General features: G+C 69.0%; 11 protein-coding genes. 1 reads left to right on the top strand and 10 read right to left on the bottom strand.

What is annotated here, in order from left to right:
- Positions 1-12: 12 nt before the first annotated feature.
- The 4 genes from O7617_RS02930 to O7617_RS02945 form a co-directional block, all read right to left on the bottom strand.
- Positions 13-1,323, bottom strand: a complete 1,311-nt coding sequence (locus tag O7617_RS02930; RefSeq protein ID WP_282261338.1) for a hypothetical protein — start codon at positions 1,321-1,323, stop codon at positions 13-15.
- 14 nt (positions 1,324-1,337) lie between these two features.
- Positions 1,338-2,864 (bottom strand): alkaline phosphatase D family protein, encoded by a 1,527-nt coding sequence (locus O7617_RS02935; protein ID WP_282261339.1) that lies wholly within the window; start codon positions 2,862-2,864, stop codon positions 1,338-1,340.
- A gap of 117 nt (positions 2,865-2,981) precedes the next feature.
- A complete protein-coding gene (locus tag O7617_RS02940) occupies positions 2,982-3,965 on the bottom strand; it encodes a hypothetical protein (RefSeq protein WP_282261340.1) in 984 nt (327 codons plus the stop codon).
- Positions 3,962-5,251 (bottom strand): MFS transporter, encoded by a 1,290-nt coding sequence (locus O7617_RS02945; protein WP_282261341.1) that lies wholly within the window; start codon positions 5,249-5,251, stop codon positions 3,962-3,964. The genes O7617_RS02940 and O7617_RS02945 overlap by 4 nt, the downstream gene beginning before the upstream one ends.
- Positions 5,252-5,466: 215 nt before the next feature.
- Here O7617_RS02945 and O7617_RS02950 point away from each other — a divergent pair, with 215 nt between their 5' ends.
- Entirely contained in the window at positions 5,467-6,843 is a 1,377-nt protein-coding gene (locus O7617_RS02950; RefSeq protein WP_282261343.1) for a DNRLRE domain-containing protein, read from the top strand.
- A 152-nt stretch (positions 6,844-6,995) separates the two neighbouring features.
- On the opposite strand, the gene mmsB is transcribed toward O7617_RS02950, so the two are convergent.
- The 6 genes from mmsB to O7617_RS02980 all read right to left on the bottom strand — a co-directional run bounded on the left by mmsB (position 6,996) and on the right by O7617_RS02980 (position 16,668).
- Positions 6,996-8,246, bottom strand: coding sequence for a multiple monosaccharide ABC transporter permease (mmsB, locus tag O7617_RS02955; RefSeq protein WP_282261345.1), 1,251 nt, complete (start codon positions 8,244-8,246; stop codon positions 6,996-6,998).
- Complete coding sequence (gene mmsA, locus O7617_RS02960) at positions 8,243-9,781, bottom strand: multiple monosaccharide ABC transporter ATP-binding protein (RefSeq protein WP_282261347.1); 1,539 nt, start codon at positions 9,779-9,781, stop codon at positions 8,243-8,245. Before mmsA ends, mmsB begins: the two co-directional genes overlap by 4 nt.
- Before the next feature lie 80 nt (positions 9,782-9,861).
- Positions 9,862-11,004 (bottom strand): multiple monosaccharide ABC transporter substrate-binding protein, encoded by a 1,143-nt coding sequence (chvE, locus tag O7617_RS02965; RefSeq protein ID WP_282261349.1) that lies wholly within the window; start codon positions 11,002-11,004, stop codon positions 9,862-9,864.
- A 275-nt stretch (positions 11,005-11,279) separates the two neighbouring features.
- A complete protein-coding gene (locus O7617_RS02970; RefSeq protein ID WP_282261351.1) occupies positions 11,280-12,935 on the bottom strand; it encodes a ricin-type beta-trefoil lectin domain protein in 1,656 nt (551 codons plus the stop codon).
- Between the two features lie 226 nt (positions 12,936-13,161).
- A complete protein-coding gene (locus O7617_RS02975) occupies positions 13,162-14,148 on the bottom strand; it encodes a LacI family DNA-binding transcriptional regulator (RefSeq protein ID WP_282261352.1) in 987 nt (328 codons plus the stop codon).
- 411 nt (positions 14,149-14,559) lie between these two features.
- Positions 14,560-16,668 carry an RICIN domain-containing protein gene (locus O7617_RS02980; RefSeq protein WP_282261353.1) on the bottom strand — a complete coding sequence of 703 codons (2,109 nt, stop codon included), beginning with the start codon at positions 16,666-16,668 and terminating at the stop codon, positions 14,560-14,562.
- Between the last annotated feature and the right edge of the window lie 99 nt (positions 16,669-16,767).

Genomic DNA, 16,767 nt, shown 5'->3' on the forward strand with positions numbered 1-16,767 from the left:
GGCCCGCTCGGCTCAGCGGGTCGGGGTGCCCCGCGCCTTGAGTCGGCGCAGGTCGTCGGCGGACATCAGCCAGGTGGAGTTCGTCGTGCCGAGGCCGAGGAGCACCTGGTCGAAGGTGTTCCCGTCGTTGTCGTCGGTGTAGCAGACGCTCACCTCGCCCCACGGCGACGCGGCGAGCGCGAAGTGCTCCTGGCGACCGGTGGTGGTCTGGCTCAACGCCTGGGCCGCCAGTCGGCCGTCGACAGTGCCGTCGGGGTTGAGGCCCCGGGCCCAGACGTCCGGGTTCGCGCCCGACACGGTCCAGCCCACCACGGCGTTGTCCTGGTCGTCGATGCCCACGCTGGGCACGACGGCACCGGCGCCGGTGGAGACCTCGACCTCCCCGTGCCGGGCCGTACCGGCCGCGGTGAACGAACGCGCCCAGACACCCCGGGTGCCGGTGTGGTCGGATTCCCAGCCGACGGTGAAGTCACCGGCGAAGTTCGCCGCGACCGAGGCACGCCGCTGCTGGCCGCCGCTCTGCGCGTTGGCCGTCCGCCGGGACAGCACCACCGCGCCGGTGGACCGGGCCAGCCGGGTCAACCCGATGTTGTCCGAGCCGTTCGCGTCGGCGTCCTCGTCCCAGACCACGAGTGCCTCGCCGGACGCCGACACCGCCACGTCGGGGCGGTGGTGCGTCCCGGTCGTCTGTGAGGCCGTCACCTCGTACCCCTTGGTGGTGGGCGCGGTGAAGCCGGCGGCCCTGACGGTGGCGGGTGCGGTTCCCTGCACGTCCTCCCAGGCGACGGTGAAGCCGACCGCGGCGGTGGTCGGCGCGCCGTCCGGGTCGACGCCGACCTTCGGCCAGATCTGCTGCCCGGCGTCGGAGGCGTTCGCCTGGCCCGAGCCGAGCACCGCGCCGGTCGGTGAGACCACCCGGTACTGGATGTTGTAGTAGCCGTTGCCGTCGCCGTCGGCGGCCCAGACCACCACGGCGTTGCCCCTGTCGTCGAGCCCGACGTCGGGGCTGATGTGCCGCCAGGCGGCCCCGCTGGTGCCACCGTTGGAGAGCTTCAGCTCGTAGCCGGGTGTGCCGTCGCGGAAGAGTCGCAGGTAGATCTCGCTGTGGGTGTCGTCCTCGGGCGCGGTGCTGTCCCGGTCGTCCTCCCACACGACGGCGACCTGGCCGTTGCGGTTCATGGCGATGGAGGGCAGGTCCTGGTCGCCGGTGGCGACGCTGTTCGCGGTGGTCCAGGTGACCGCCTCGGCGGTCATGGCGGTCGGGGCCGGTGCCAGGTTCGGGACCAGCAGGGACGCGGTGAGCAGTGCGGTGATCGCGGTCATGGTGTGGCTCTCCCTCAGCCGGCCTGGAGGCCGGGCTGGCCGTCGAGGATCACGAACGAACGCACCGTGGAAGCCGCCGCGCCGTGCTCGGTCACCGTGTTCAGTGCGCGGAAGTCCGCGCGGACCTGGCTGCGACTGATCGTGGTACGAACGTAGCCCCGCCGGTCCGAGTGGAACTTCAGGTGCGGGTTGGTCGCCGCGTTCGGGATGGTGGTGCTTCCGGTGCCGTTGCCGGCGGAGGTGATCGAGGTGCAGACCAGTTCGGTGCCGATGGTCGCGGACGACGGGTTGGCGTAGTCGGCCTTCAGCTCGTTGGCCCACGACTTGTGGACGTCGCCGGTGAGCACCAGCGGGTTGCGTACCCCGCGTTGCTGCCAGCCGGTCTGGATGCGGCTACGCGACGCACGGTAGCCGTCCCAGGCGTCCATGCTGGCCGCCCCGGCGGCGTCGAACTGCCGGGCGAAGAAGACCTGCTGACCGAGGATGTCCCAGGTGCCGTAACGCTGGGCCAGGCCGTCGAGCAGCCACGCCTCCTGGGCCGCCCCGGTCAGCGACCGGGAGGTCAGGTCCGCGTCCGCGCACACCTTCCAGCCGTCACCGCACGCCTGGTCGTCGCGGAACTGCCGGGTGTCGAGCATGTGGAAGGTGGCGAGCTGACCCCACCGGACGCGTCGGTACAGCGGGATGCTGTTGCCGTTCGCGGCGGAGGCCGGGCGCAGCGGCATGTTCTCGTAGTAGGCCCGGTAGGCGGCGGTCCGCCGGGCGGTCCACTGCGCGGCGGTCAGCGTGGGGCTGCTGTCGTTGCGGACCATGTCGGCGTAGTTGTTCTCCACCTCGTGGTCGTCCGGCACCACCAGCCAGGGCGCCGCCGCGTGGGCCGCCTGCAGGTCCGGGTCGGACTTGTAGAGCGCGTACCGGCGGCGGTAGTCGGCCAGCGACACGATCTCGGCGCCGACGTGCTGCCGCACGGCGGAGGTGTTGACGCCGCCCTCGTAGATGTAGTCCCCGAGGTGCAGGATCAGCCCCGGGTTGTCCTCGGCCATCCTCCGGTACGCGGTGTAGTAACCGGCCTCGTAGTGCGCACACGAGGCGAAGGACATCACCAGGTCGCGGCCGAAGGAGCTGGGCGCCGGGGCGGTCCGGGTACGCCCGACCGGGGAGATCTGACCCTGGGCCCGGAACCGGTAGAAGTAGTCGGAGTCGGCGGCGAGCCCGCCCGCTATCGCGTGCACCGAGTGCGCGTCGGCGTAGCGGGCGACCACCGAACCGGAGGCGACCAGCGAGGTGAACCGGTCGGTGGTGGACACCTGCCACTCGACTGTCACGTCGGCGTTGGCCATGCCGCCCTGCCCGTCGGCGTTGAGCGGCGACGGTGCCAGCCGGGTCCAGAGGACCACGCTGTCGGGCGCCGGGTCACCGGACGCCACACCGAGCTTGAAGGGGTACGGCACCGCGGCGCGGGCGTTCTGGCGTGGTGTCAGCGCGACACCGGCGGTCACCAGTCCACTGAGGACGAAGATGCGACGACTGAGCCTTGTCATGGTCAGCAGCCTCGGGAACGTCGATGAACGGCGATGGGTGCGGCGCGGAATCCCACATGACGGAATGCTGTCCGCACCAAGGCGGTCAGGTGTCGTGGCTGCCCGAGGGCCGATCCGTCAGGTGAGCGGGGACGGCGACTCGGCGCCGGGGATCACCAGCTTCGGCGCGCCGGACCCGTCGGCCGGGACGCTCCACACGTCCGGCCGCCCGTCGTCCTGCCGCAGCGTGTAGGCCAGCGTGGACCCGTCCAGCCAGGCGGCCTGGTCGTCCACGCTCGTCGCCTCGGCCGTCACGGTGACCCGCATGGTCGCCAGGTCGAGGACCGAGAGCCGCCAGCCCTTCGCCGGATCGGCGTCGACGGCCTCCTTGAACGCGAGCCGGGTGCCGTCCGGCGACAGCGACGGGCACTCGACGTTCTCCTTCACCGTCTCGACGGTGCGGGCGGCGACGTCACCTCGGACGAGGTACCTCCTGCCCCCGGTCGACATGGTCGCGTAGAAGCGGTTGTCGTCGGCGGTGAAGGTGACACCCCAGTAGTTGACGTCCGGGTGGCGGTAGCGTCGACCGTCCTTCGTGATCGCGAACTCCTCCAGCGTGGCGACGGTGACCCCGCTGTGGGTGTCGAGGATTCCGGTGCGGGTGGAGAAGCCGCTGGAGGTGTAGGAGTCGCCGCCGACGAACGTCGTCCAGGAGACCATCCGTCCGGAGGCCGAGACCCGGGCCCGGTTCGGCAGACCCGGCACGCTGATCCTCCGGGTCTCACGCAACGCGGCGTCGAGCACGACCATCTGGTACGACCACGCGGTCTCCGGCTTCAGGCAGACGCCGGTGCCGGCGGCGGCGTACACCCGGAGGCATTCCAGGCCGGAGACGGTACGCGGCCCGGTGGGGTCGGCCGCGGCGACGGTGGAGACGTGCCGGTCGGTGATCGCCAGCAGGCGCGGGCCGGGCGTCAGGGTGACCGCCTGCTCGCCGGTGGTGGGAGGCGGCTTCGGTGCGGTCTCCGCCGCCGTGGCCACGTAGCCGACCGCCACACCGGCCAGCAGCACGGCCGAGGCGGTCACCACGCCGAGTTTCGCTCGGGTCGACATCGCGGTCATCGGGGCACCTTCCGGGTGGCGAGGCGGGACGGGGGCACCAGCAGGAGCAGCGTGAGGACCAGGACCCCGGCGACCGCGACGGCCGCCGCGCGGATCGCGGTCTCCGGCCCGAACGCCTGCCAGGCGAGACCGAACAGGACCGAGGAGACGAGGTACGCCAGGGCCTGCCCGGTCTGCACGAGAGCGATCCCGGTGGTCCGCAGCCGTGCCGGCAGGACCGGCCCGGCGAGCGCGATGAGCACGCCGTCGGTGGCCGCGTAGAACGCGCCGTAGAGCGTCAGCGTCAGCACGATCAGGGGCCAGCCGTCGACCGGCCCGGCCAGCAGCAGGTACGTCGCACCGAGGGCGGTGTAGCCGCCGATCACCACGGGCAGCCGCCCGATCCGGTCGGCGAGCACGCCGAGCGGGGCGGCGAGCAGCAGGTACGCGAGGCTGGTGCCCACTGCGAGCAGCGGGAACCAGCGCAGGCCGAGATCCTCCCGACGCTGCAACAACAGGTAGACGAACCCGTCGCCGACGGTGGCCAACCCGAGCATCGCGGCGGCCAGCACGAGTCGACGGGCCGGTCCGCCACGGAACAGCCCGAGAGCCTCCCGGACGGAGACCTTCGGTTCGTCCTTCACCTCGCCCCTCACCTCCCCCGGTGGCCGCTCCCGGACGAACAGCACGAGCACCACCACGGCCAGGGCTGCGACGCAGAAGCTGGTGACGAACACCGCGTCGTACGACTGCCCGACGACCAGCAGGACCGCGAACGCGGCGAGCGGCCCGAGGAACGCGCCGACGCTGTCCATCGCGCGATGCACCCCGAACGCCCGGCCCAGCGCCTCGGGCGGGGTGGAGAGTGTGATCAGGGCGTCGCGGGGTGCGCTGCGGACACCCTTGCCGAGCCGGTCCACGGCGATGACGGCACCGATCGCCGGTATCGACCGGCCGGCGAGCAGCAGCCCGAGCTTCGCGACCGCGGAGAGGGTGTAGCCGAGACCCGCGACCAGCTTGCGCCGCTGGAACCGGTCGGCGACGAAGCCACCGACGACCCGCAGCAACGCGGTGGCACCGGTGTGCACGCCGTCGAGCACCCCGAACGCCACCGGGCTGAGTTGCAGGCCCAGCACCAGATAGAGGGGGAGGACGGCGGCCACCATCTCGGCCGAGACGTCGGTGATCAGACTGACCGTGCCGAGCGCGACGACGTTGCCGCTGACCATGGCCAGTCGTCGACGCCGAGGCCCCGATTCCGGTGGGTCGGCGACCGGCCGGGAGACGGTCGACAGGTACACGAGCATCTCCTCGGGTCGGTAGCTGACGGTCAGCCATCGTGGCGACTGGACGCAGGAGCGGCAAGGGTTCGACGGGAGCCGCCAGGCGTGCGGCGGGTGAACATCCGACGAACATCGAGATGTTTCACTGGCTGAGCGTACTGTTCATTCGACTGTGGCCCTTCGGACCGTCGACTCTCCTACATTCCTTGCGCTCTTCCCACGATGCGAAGGAGTCCTGGATGGACATTCGATTCCCCCGTCCGCCGGTGACGCTGGGGGTAGTCACGGTGGTCCTCGCCGCGACCGCCGCCGTCGTCGTGACCGCTGCCGGCTCGGCGTCGGCGGCGAGCGTGACGTTCACGCCGGTCGCCGACACCTACGTCCAGAGCGACACGGCCTCCACCAACTACGGCACGTCGACGCAGATGGTCGTCGACAACTCGCCGGTGCGACGCTCGTTCCTGCGCTTCACGGTGAGCGGCGTCAGCGGCACGGTGACCAGCGCGAAGCTGCGGCTGCGCACGATCAGCGGCAACAGCGGCAGCGACGCCGGTGGCACGTTCCGCCGGATGTCCAACACGACCTGGTCGGAGACCGGCACCACCTGGAACAACCAACCGGCCATCGACGGCGCCACACTCGGCACGATCGGCGCGGTCAGCGGCAACACCTGGTACGAGGTCGACGTCACGGCTGCGGTGACCGGCAACGGCACGTACAGCTTCGGCGCGACCTCCGCCAGCGGTGACGGCGCGTACTACGACACCCGCGAGAGCGGCGCGGACGCCCCGCAACTGGTGGTCACCACCGGGACCACCACGCCTCCGTCCGGTGACCCGGTGTTCGTCGGCGCGGGCGACATCGCCGACTCCGGCTCCGGCGACAGCGCCACCGCCGCGCTGCTCGACACCATCCCCGGCACGGTCTTCACCACCGGCGACAACGTCTACGACAGCGGCACCGCGTCGCAGTTCAACAGCTACTACGAGCCCACCTGGGGGCGGCACAAGAGCCGCACCCGGCCGTCGCCGGGCAACCACGACTACAACACGTCCGGCGCGACCGGCTACTACAACTACTTCGGTACGTCAGCCGGCCCGAGTGGCCGTGGCTACTACTCCTTCGACCTCGGCAACTGGCACATCGTGTCGCTGAACTCGAACATCAGCATGTCCGCCGGATCGACCCAGGAGCAGTGGCTGCGCGCCGACCTGGCCGCCACCAGCAAGCCGTGCACGCTGGCGTACTGGCACCACCCGCTGTTCACGTCCAGCTCCAACCACGCGCCGTCGACGTCCACGCGCCCGCTGTACCAGGCGCTCTACGACTACAACGCCGACGTCGTGGTGTGGGGACACAACCACGTGTACGAGCGGTTCGCACCGATGAACCCCTCCGGTGGCGCCGACAGCAGTCGGGGTCTGCGCAGCTTCGTCGCCGGCATGGGTGGCGCGAGCCACTACGGCTTCGGCACCATCCAGCCCAACAGCGAAGCCCGCAACAGTTCGGCGTGGGGCGTCCTGAAGTTCACCCTGCACTCCGGCAGCTACGACTGGCAGTTCGTGCCGGTGGCCGGGCAGACCTACAGCGACAGCGGCACCGGCAACTGCCACTGAGCGCGTGATCCCGCTGCGCCGTTCGGCGCAGCGGGATCCCCACCACCTCGAACCGCTCAAGGATCGGCACCGCACGGGACGGCATCCTGCCGAAACGACGTGCGCCCCCACCCGCGAGGCGGGCAGGGGCGCACGTGCGTACGGTCCAGGCGTCAGCGGGCCGTTCCGGCCCGACGCTTGTTGTAGACGTCGAAGGCGACCGCGACGAGCAGGACGAGGCCCTTCACCACCGACTGGGTCGACTGGTCGATGCCCATCAGCTGCATGCCGTTGCTCATCACCGCCATGATCAGACCGCCGACCATCGCGCCCACCACGGTGCCGACACCACCGGTGACCGCCGCGCCGCCGATGAAGGCCGCGGCGATCGCGTCCAGCTCGAACATGTTGCCGGCGGCGGGTTGGGCGCCGTTGGACCGCGAGGAGTAGATGACGCCCGCCACCGCGGCCAGGAAGCCCATGTTGACGAACATCCAGAAGTTGACGGTCCGGACCTTCACCCCGGACAGCGCCGCCGCCGACAGGTTGCCACCGATCGCGTAGACCTGGCGACCGAAGACGGTACGCCGGGTGACCAGGCCGTAGACCAGCACGAGGACCGCGAGGATGATCAGCACGATCGGCAGACCGCGGGCGTGCGCCAGCTGCCAGGCGAAGTACATGATGACCGCGCCGACCAGCACGACCCGGGCGACGAACAGCGGGAACGACTCGACGTGCTGCTGGTAGCGGATGCGCGCCACGCGGGTGCGGAAGCCGCTCACCGCGTAGCCGGCCACGGCGACGGCGCCGATCAGCAACGTGAAGGCGTCGAAGCCGTTTCCACCGAGCAGTCCGTTGAGGAAGCCCGCCGCGACCTTCTGGTACTCGGCCGGGAACGGCGACAGCGAGATGTTGTCGAGCACCCGCAGGGTGAGGCCCCGGAACAGCAGCATGCCCGCCAGGGTCACGATGAAGGCCGGAATGCCGGCGTACGCCACCCAGAAGCCGTGCCAGGCACCGACGGCGATGCCGACGGCCAGTGCCGCCAGGACGCCGATCCACCAGGGATGCCCCTGCTGGATCACCAGGACGGCGGAGACCGCTCCGGTCAGCGCGACCACCGATCCGACCGACAGGTCGATGTGACCGCCGATGATCAGGATGACCATCCCGATGGCGAGCACCAGGATGTACGAGTACTGAAGGACGATGTTGGTGATGTTTCCGGGGCTCAGCAGCACCCCGTCGGTGAGCAGCGCGAAGAGCGCGACGATGACGACCAGGGCGACGTAGATCCCGCTCTGCCGCAGGTTGTTCAACACCAACGCCCGCAGGTCGCTCGTCCCGCTGTGCAGGGCGGCGGCGGGCGCGCTGTCCGGGGGCGTCGGGCGCTCCGTCGAAGAGGTCTTGATGTCGGTCATCCGACGAGCTCCTTGTCCTTGGTCATCAGCTCCATGAGGCTCTCCTGAGTAGCCTCGGCCACCGGCATCTCACCGGTGATCCGGCCGGCGGCGAGGGTGTAGATGCGGTCGCACATCCCGAGCAGCTCCGGCAGCTCGGAGGAGATGACGATCACTGCCTTGCCGGCGGCCACCAGCCGGTTGATGATGGTGTAAATCTCGTACTTGGCCCCGACGTCGATCCCACGGGTGGGTTCGTCCAGGATCAGCACGTCCGGGTCGGTGAACAGCCACTTCGACAGGACGACCTTCTGCTGGTTGCCGCCGGAGAGCTTGCCGACCACCGCCATCACGCTCGGCGTCCGGATGTTCATCTCCTGGCGGCTCGTCTCGGCAACCTTGATCTCCTCGTTGCCGTTGACCCAGCCCAGCCGGGACAGGCGGTCCAACGCGGCGGCGGACACGTTGCGCCGCACGTCGTCGATGAGGTTGAGACCGTAGTGCTTGCGGTCCTCGGTGACGTACGCGATCCCGTTGTCGATCGCCTCGGCGACGGTACGCGCCTGCACCTCTTTCCCGCGCACGAACAGCCGGCCGCTGATGTCGCGCCCGTACGACCGACCGAACACGCTCATCGCCAGCTCGGTGCGCCCGGCGCCCATCAGGCCGGCGATGCCGACCACCTCACCGGCGCGCACGGACAGGTTGACGCCCTCGACGATCATCCGGTCCTGGACCGGGTGCCGCGCCGTCCAGTCCTCGATGCGGAGGACCTCCTCGCCGGGGGACGACTCCCGGTCGGGGTAGAAGCTGTCCAGGTCACGGCCGACCATGCCGCGGATGATCCGCTGCTGGTTCACGTCGTCGGACTTCATGTCGAGGGTCTCGACCGTGCGCCCGTCGCGGATGACCGTCGTCGAGTCGGCGATGGCCATGATCTCGTTGAGCTTGTGCGAGATCATGATGCAGGTGATGCCCTGGTCCCGCAGTGCCCGCAGCAGGTCGAGCAGGTGAGCGGAGTCGATGTCGTTGAGCGCGGCGGTGGGCTCGTCGAGGATGAGCAGCTTCACCTTCTTCGACAGCGCCTTGGCGATCTCCACCAGCTGCTGCTTGCCGACGCCGAGCTGGATGACCGGGGTGACGGGGTTCTCGTGCAGCCCGACGGACGCCAGTAGCTTCGCCGCCTCGGCGTTGGCCAGGTTCCAGTCGATGAGCCCGGTGCGGCCGCGCCGCTCGTTGCCGAGGAAGATGTTCTCCGCGATCGACAGGTACGGCACCAGGGCGAGTTCCTGGTGGATGATGACGATGCCGTTGGCCTCGCTGTCGCGGATGCCCCGGAACTGCACCGGCTTGCCGTCGAAGAGGATCTCACCGTCGTACGAGCCGGACGGGTGGACGCCGGACAGCACCTTCATCAGGGTTGACTTGCCGGCGCCGTTCTCCCCGCAGATGGCGTGGATCTCCCCGCGACGGACGGCGAGGGTGACGTCCTCCAGCGCGGTCACGCCGGGGAAGGTCTTCGTGATGCGGCGCATCTCAAGGATGGTGTCGTCCATTGTCACTGTCCTCTGTCAGGTCGGACGTGGTACGCCACGGCGTCGGGCCCGGCGGAGACCGCCGGGCCCGACGAGTGGCTTTACTTCTTGGCCTGGCCGGCGGCGACCTCTTCCGCCGTCCAGTAGCCCGAGTCGATCAGCGTGGCCTTGATGTCGTCCTTGTAGACCGTGGCGATCGGCAGCAGGTACGCCGGGACGACCTTGACCCCGTTGTTGTACGTCTGGGTGTCGTTGGCCTGCGGTTGCTTCTTCTGCAGGAACGCCTCGGACGCGTTGACGGCCTGCTCGGCCAGCAGTCGGGTGTCCTTGAAGACGGTGGAGTTCTGCACGCCGTCGTTGATCAGCTTGATCGAGGCGATCTCCGCGTCCTGACCGGTGACCACCGGGAGCTTCTTCGCGCCGCTGCCGTAGCCGGCGTTCTGCAGCGCGGTGATGATGCCCCGGGAGATGCCGTCGTACGGGGACAGCACGCCGTCGACCTTCGAGCCGTCGTTGTAGCTGGAGGTGAGCAGGTTCTCCATCCGCTTCTGCGCGGTCTCCTGCTGCCAGCGCAGGGTGGCGATCTGCTCGGGGGTGGTCTGCTTGGACTTGACGACGAGCGTGCCGTCCTCGATGAACGGCTTCAGCGTGTCCATCGCGCCGCCGTAGAAGTACTGGGTGTTGTTGTCGTCCAGCGACCCGGCGAAGAGCTCGACGTTCAGCGGGCCCTTGGCGGTGCCCTTCGAGCCGTCCTTGTTCAGCAGGCCGAGACCGACGAGCAGCGCGGTGCCCTGGGCGACGCCTACCTTGTAGTTGTCGAAGCTGACGTAGAAGTCGACGTCCTTGCTGCCACGGATCAGCCGGTCGTAGGAGATGACCGGAATCTTCGCGGCCGCGGCGGCCTGCAGCTGGCTGTTGAGCGCCGTGCCGTCGATCGCCGCGATCACCAGGACGTCCGCACCCTGGGTGATCATCTGGTCGACCTGCTGGGACTGCGTCGGGATGTCGTCGCCGGCGTACTGGAGGTCGACCTTGTAGCCCTTCGCCTCGAGCTTGGACTTCACCGCGTTGCCGTCGGCGATCCACCGCTCCGAGGTCTGGGTCGGCATCGACACACCGATGGTCAGGTCGCTGGGCTTCTCGCCGCTCTTGTCGCCGTCGCTGCCCGCTCCCTCGCCACTGCACGCCGCAAGGCTCAGCGCCAGCGCCGCGCTGCCGAGAGCTACCAGGAATCTCCTGCGCACGGGGTTCTCCTCTCTGGACTCCCCCGCCGACTGCCGGGGCCAACTGTCATCTTTCGGGTAGTGTTAGCGCTCACATAGGTTGCGTCAACACCTACTCCGAAATACCGGTGTCACGGTCTCGTAACGGAGCATCCAGGCGAGCGTAGCCATGCAGTCAATCGCTTGAGAGTGAGCGCACGGCGACTCTCCGGGGTCAGTCCGACGCCGTGACACGCCGATGCCCGCGGACGACCGTAGTCGTCCGCGGGCACCAAGAGAAGCGCCGGTTCGGGTGGCTACCGCTGCGACCACCGTTGGTTGGCCGCCGCGGTGCAGTTCCAGAGGATCACCGTGGTGCCGTTGGCCGTGCCGTTGTTGTTGACGTCCAGGCAGAGCCCGGACTGTACGCCGCTGATCGTCCCGTTGGCGTTGATGTTCCACTGCTGGTTGGTTCCGCCGTTGCAGTCCCAGATCTGCACCTTGGAGCCGGCCGCCGCGTTCGTCGGCGCGTCCAGGCACTTGCCCAGGGCCTGCAGGGTCTGACCGTTGCGCGTCCAGCGCTGGTTGGCCTGGCCGTTGCAGTCCCAGATGACCGGCTGGGTGCCGTTGGTGGTGTTGCTGTTCGGCACGTCCAGGCAGCGGTTGGAGGCCGCGCTGGCGTACGCGCTCGACGTGGTCGGCGGCGGGGTCGTCGGCGGAGTCGTGCCGCCACCGCTGACCCGGTACACGACGGTGCCGTGCGCCGGGACGCTGGCGCTGATCGTTCCGCTGCTGGAACTGGTGGCATTCGTCCACGCGTCCACCAGCGTGAACGACGAGCCGGACTTGCCGATGGCGGAGGCCGTGGTCGAGATCGTCGTGGTCGAGGAGCCCTGGTTGAACAGGGCGACGGCGACGTCACCGTTGGCGAGCCGCTTGGCCAGCACCCGACGCGTGCCGTCGAACGACACCTGCGTCCCCTGCAACCCGAGGGAGTCCTGGTTGATCGCGATCAGGTTGGCGTTCTTGAGGATGGTCTGCGTCGCGGCGTTCATGTTCCGCACGTCGTTGCCGGCGATCAGCGGCGACGCCATGATCGCCCACATCGCGAAGTGGCTGCGCATCTCCGTGTCGTTCATGCCACCGCGACCGATCTCCATCATGTCCGGGTCGTTGAACCCACCCGGGCGTGCGTAGGAGGCCAGCGGAACCGTCACGTTGATGATGTTCTGGATGCCCATCGGGTAGCCGTTGGTCTGGCCGGTGTCCCACGCGTTGGTGATGTCCTCGGTGGTCCGCCACATGTTGGCGACGTCCCCCCAGTTGCGCTGCGGGCCGGTCTTGGCGTGGATGCTGTTCGGGTTGATGCTGTAGACGATCGGCCGGCCGGTGGCGGCCAGCGCGTCGCGCATCTTGGCGAAGGTGGCGACCTGGTCGTTGATGCTGCCCTCCGGCGAACACCAGTCGTACTTCAGGAAGTCGACACCCCAGGCGGCGAACTGGTTGGCGTCCTGCACCTCGTGACCCCGGCTGCCGGTGGCGCCCGGGTAGGCGCCGAAGTACTGCGCGCAGGTCTTGTCGACCGGCACCTGGTAGAGGCCGAACTTCAGACCCCGGGCGTGCAGGTAGTCGCCGAGCGCCTTCATTCCGCTCGGGAACCGGGTCGGATCACCCTGGATGTTGCCGTTGGCGTCCCGGTTCGGGTTGAACCAGCAGTCGTCGACCACGACGTACTGGTAGCCCAGGTCCCGCATCCCGCTGCTGACGATCGCGTCCGCCGTGCTGCGGATCAGCGCCTCGTTGATGTTGCAGCCGAACTGGTTCCACGAGTTCCACCCCATCGGGGGGGTACGCGCCACGCCGTTGTCGAGCGCCTGCGCCGCGGGGGCGCGGAGGCCGACCAGGGCGCCGGCGACCAGTAGGCCGGCTGCCAGCACGCTCCCCCAGCGACGACCTCGAGTGATGCGGTTCATCGAGCCTCCTTGTCGGTGGCGCCCGCCCTGACTACGATCTCCGGTCGATGGGCCGATAGCTGGACGCCAATTGTTTGTTAGCGTTAACAGAGACGTCCATCATGTTACGGTCCCATTTCACGAGGTTCAATACCTTGCGCGCATCGCATTGCTTCTCGTCGATTGGTGAGATGGCGCAGCGATTGACCCGGGTCTTATCAACCGGGGCGACGCGGTGGCCCGGACGTCAGCGACGCGGTGGGGCGACGCTCTCGCGGGCGACCAGGGTCGGGGCGACCGTCTGCCGCAGCGCGCCACCGGTGCCCGACTCGATCTGGGTCAGCAACATCTGCAGGCTCGCCCGCGCGACCGCGTCGAAGTCCGGACGGACGGTCGTCAGCGGCGGGATGAAGTACGCCGCCTCCGGCACGTCGTCGAAGCCGACGACGCTGATGTCGTCGGGCACCCGTCGGCCGTACTCGTGCAACGCCCGCAGCACGCCCAGCGCGAGATGGTCGTTGGCGGTGAAGACCGCGGTGACCTCCGGCATCCGCGCCAGCATCTGCCCGCACCGGTAACCGGAGGACGCGGACCAGTCCCCCGGCATCAGCGGCGGTGGCACCAGGCCGGCGGCCAGCAACGCCTCCCGCCAGCCGTCGATCCGACCGACGCTGTCGAACCAGTCGGACGGCCCCGAGACGTGCCAGACGGTGCGGTGCCCCGCGTCGAGCAGATGCTGGGTCGCCGCCCGGGCGCCCGCCACCTGGTCGACGGTCACCAACGGCACCGGTCGGTTCGGGTCACCGTCGACGGTGACCAGCGGTACGTCCTTCGGTAGGCGCTCCAGCGCCTCACCGGCCGACTCGACCGGCGCGATGACCACGATGCCGGCGACCCGGTGCGACAGATGCCGTTCGACGGCCGCCGAGATGGACCGGTGGTCGAGGTTGCGGACGCTGCCGACGCTGACCGCGAAACCCTCCTCGGCGGCGGTCTGCTCCAACGCGGCGAGCAGGGACGCCGGACCGTAGAGCGTCGTGTTCTGCGCGACCACGCCGATGACCTGGGACCGACCGGTCACCAGCGCGCGTGCCGCGCCGTTCGGGCGGTAGCCGAGCTCGGCGATCGCCGCCCGCACCCGCAACCGGGTCTGCTCACGAACGTTGGGGTGCCCGTTGAGCACCCGCGACACCGTTTGATGGGAGACACCGGCGAGACGAGCAACATCCGTCATCGCGGGACCGTGGACGGCCATTTCGCTCCCCCCGCTACATCTCCGGCCCGCAGCCCGTCGACGTCGACTGGAGCGGCCCGGCCCGATCCCCCTCGCTCAGCCACCACGCCGGTGCTGAATCCCAGGTGACCAGCGCTGGATCGCCGATAGTCTACGCCAGCCACCGCCCCGAACACGGCATGCCCGTCGGTGGACTGCGCGACGCACCAGTGCCGCATAACCCAACCCCCGCCTGAGGTACGCGGTGAACAGCCGTTCTCCGTCGATGCGCGATGGCACGCCGGCCTGCCCTACGCCCTTGGACAGAGCGTGGAGCAGGCCGGCGAGGACCAGCCGTGGCGTCGACTCGACGTGCCGGCGGGCACGTGTCTGCCAGCGCCGCTGGTCAGACCATTCGTTGTGTGACTGGTGTCACGGTGTGGTCAGGTCGAACCGGCGTACGGTGACCGCGCCGCCGAGCGCCTGGGTCGCGTGGTTGAAGACGGCGAACCGGTAGCCCATGAAGAACTGCCAGTTGTTGGCCAGCGTCAGGGCGTTGCCGAACGAGGTGAAGTTGACCCCGTCCGTGCTGTAGGAGAAACGAGCCTGCCGGCCGGACCCGGGTCTGATGTCGGCGTTGGCCCGCAACCAGATCCGGCCACCCGAGACACCGGTGCTCGCGACCTCGCTGCCGGTGCTGGTGGTGTTCCAACTGCCGTCCATCGTCAGGCCGTTCTGCATGACCAGTCGGGTGGACCCGTTGTCCCGCTTGATGCCGATCCAGGCCGACGAGTTGCGCAGCACCGCCAGGCCGGTGCGGTCACCGTCACGCATCGTGGAGTAGTCCAATTCGATGGTGGCGGTCGAGGTGGGCCCCTGGATCCGGTGGGTCAGCGTGTTGCGCGCCTTGTACAGGTCGCCGGTGACGGTGGCGGTCTGCAGGTTCAGGCCGTTGTTGACCGACCACTTGCTGTTGTCCGGGTTGTGGTTCCACTCCCACTGCGGGCCGAGGGTGGTGCCGGCGAACGTGTCGGTGCCGGTCAGCGGCTTGACCGCACGCGGCGGCGCGGGCAGGTTCGGCTTCGGGTACGTGTCGCCCCACCTGCCGTTGACCGTCTGCAACACCGGCCAACCGTCGCCGGTCCAGGTGATCGGTGCCAGGGCCGGCATCCGACCACCGGGGTACGCGTCGACGAAGGACATGTAGTACCAGTCGCCGTTCTGGGTCTGCACCAGGCCGCCCTGGTGCGGCACACCACCGCCGGAGATCGGGCCGGGCAGATCCAGCAGCACCTGACGCTGCTCGTACGGGCCGAACGGGCCGTTCGTCGACTTGAGCACGTACTGGCCGTTGGCCGGTCGGGTGAGCCAGATGTAGTAGGCGCCGTTGCGCTTGTAGAACCGGGCACCTTCCAGCGTGCCGATGCTCGACGGCGTCTGGTACACCTGCTGGGCCCGGACCTGGGACTTTCCGTCGGCGGAGAGCTGGGCGACGCTGATGGTGCCGTTGCCGTACGCGATGTACGGGGTGTCGTTGTCGTCGAACAGCAGGCCGGCGTCGTAGTAGCAGTTCGGGATGGTGGCGTGCTTGCTCCAGGTGCTGTCGACGGCGGACGCGGTGTAGATGTGCGTCTGCGCGAAGTCGATGCACCCGGCCCAGTAGTACTGCCGGTTGCTCGGCCGGTAGTTCAGCGTCGATGCCCAGATCCCGTCGACGTACGCGTTACTACCACCGCTCATGTCGTACTTCGAGCCGAAGTCGAGCCGGGGCACGGCGTGACCGGCGAACTCCCAGTTCACCAGGTCGTACGAGCGCAGGACCGGCGCGCCCGGCGAGTAGTGCATGGTGGACGACGTCAGGTAGTAGACGTTGTCCACCCGGATGATGTCGACGTCGGCGAAGTCCTGCCAGATGGCCGGGTTCGAGAACGTGCCGTTCGACGGGGGCGGCGTGGTGGGGTCGGTGCCGCCGTCCATGCGGACGAGCTGCCACTGCTGGTTGGCGCCGTTCCAGTCGTCGTACTGCACGATGTTTCCACCGTCGGCGGTCGAGGCGCCCTGCACCTCCATGACCTTGTTGCTGTTCCGGTTGATCAACCGGACGTAGCCGCTGTCCGAATCGGCCAACCGGAACTGCTGGTTGGTCCCGTTGTTGTCGGACCACTGCACGATCGCCGCACCGTTGGCCGTCGAACGCTGATAGACGTCGAGCACCTTGCCCGACAGCCGCGACTTCAACCGGTAGTAGCCACCACCGGAGTCCACGAACTGCCACTGCTGCTGATTACCGTTGTTCCGGGCCCACTGCGTGATCCGGGCACCGTCGTTCGTGGCCAGGTTGTAGACGTCCAGGGCCTTGCCGCTGTTGCGGTTGACCAACACGTACCACGCGTTGGTGTCGACGGTCGCCGCCGAAGCCGGCGACGGGGCGACGGCCGCGAGGGCCCCACCGAGCACCACCGCCACCACGGCCGCGCCGAGTAGTGACAGTCTTCCGCGCCGGCGCGGTGCTCCCCGGGGAACCCGTCCGATGGAAATCATGATCCTCCTTCGCTGGCCTGAGGTGCCGGACCGTCTCAGCCGGCATCCGCATCGCTGGTCGGCGCGCTGGCCAGACCATTGATGTGATCGCTAACAGCA

Origin of the sequence: Micromonospora sp. WMMD1155, from assembly GCF_029581275.1 — a bacterium.
Classification (GTDB): domain Bacteria; phylum Actinomycetota; class Actinomycetes; order Mycobacteriales; family Micromonosporaceae; genus Micromonospora.

Coding starts and splice junctions, on each gene's coding strand:
- O7617_RS02930 (WP_282261338.1), bottom strand. CDS start 1,323: ATGACCGCGATCACCGCACTGCTCACCGCGTCCCTGCTGGTCCCGAAC.
- O7617_RS02935 (WP_282261339.1), bottom strand. CDS start 2,864: ATGACAAGGCTCAGTCGTCGCATCTTCGTCCTCAGTGGACTGGTGACC.
- O7617_RS02940 (WP_282261340.1), bottom strand. CDS start 3,965: ATGACCGCGATGTCGACCCGAGCGAAACTCGGCGTGGTGACCGCCTCG.
- O7617_RS02945 (WP_282261341.1), bottom strand. CDS start 5,251: ATGCTCGTGTACCTGTCGACCGTCTCCCGGCCGGTCGCCGACCCACCG.
- O7617_RS02950 (WP_282261343.1), top strand. CDS start 5,467: ATGGACATTCGATTCCCCCGTCCGCCGGTGACGCTGGGGGTAGTCACG.
- mmsB (WP_282261345.1), bottom strand. CDS start 8,246: ATGACCGACATCAAGACCTCTTCGACGGAGCGCCCGACGCCCCCGGAC.
- mmsA (WP_282261347.1), bottom strand. CDS start 9,781: ATGGACGACACCATCCTTGAGATGCGCCGCATCACGAAGACCTTCCCC.
- O7617_RS02970 (WP_282261351.1), bottom strand. CDS start 12,935: ATGAACCGCATCACTCGAGGTCGTCGCTGGGGGAGCGTGCTGGCAGCC.
- O7617_RS02975 (WP_282261352.1), bottom strand. CDS start 14,148: ATGACGGATGTTGCTCGTCTCGCCGGTGTCTCCCATCAAACGGTGTCG.
- O7617_RS02980 (WP_282261353.1), bottom strand. CDS start 16,668: ATGATTTCCATCGGACGGGTTCCCCGGGGAGCACCGCGCCGGCGCGGA.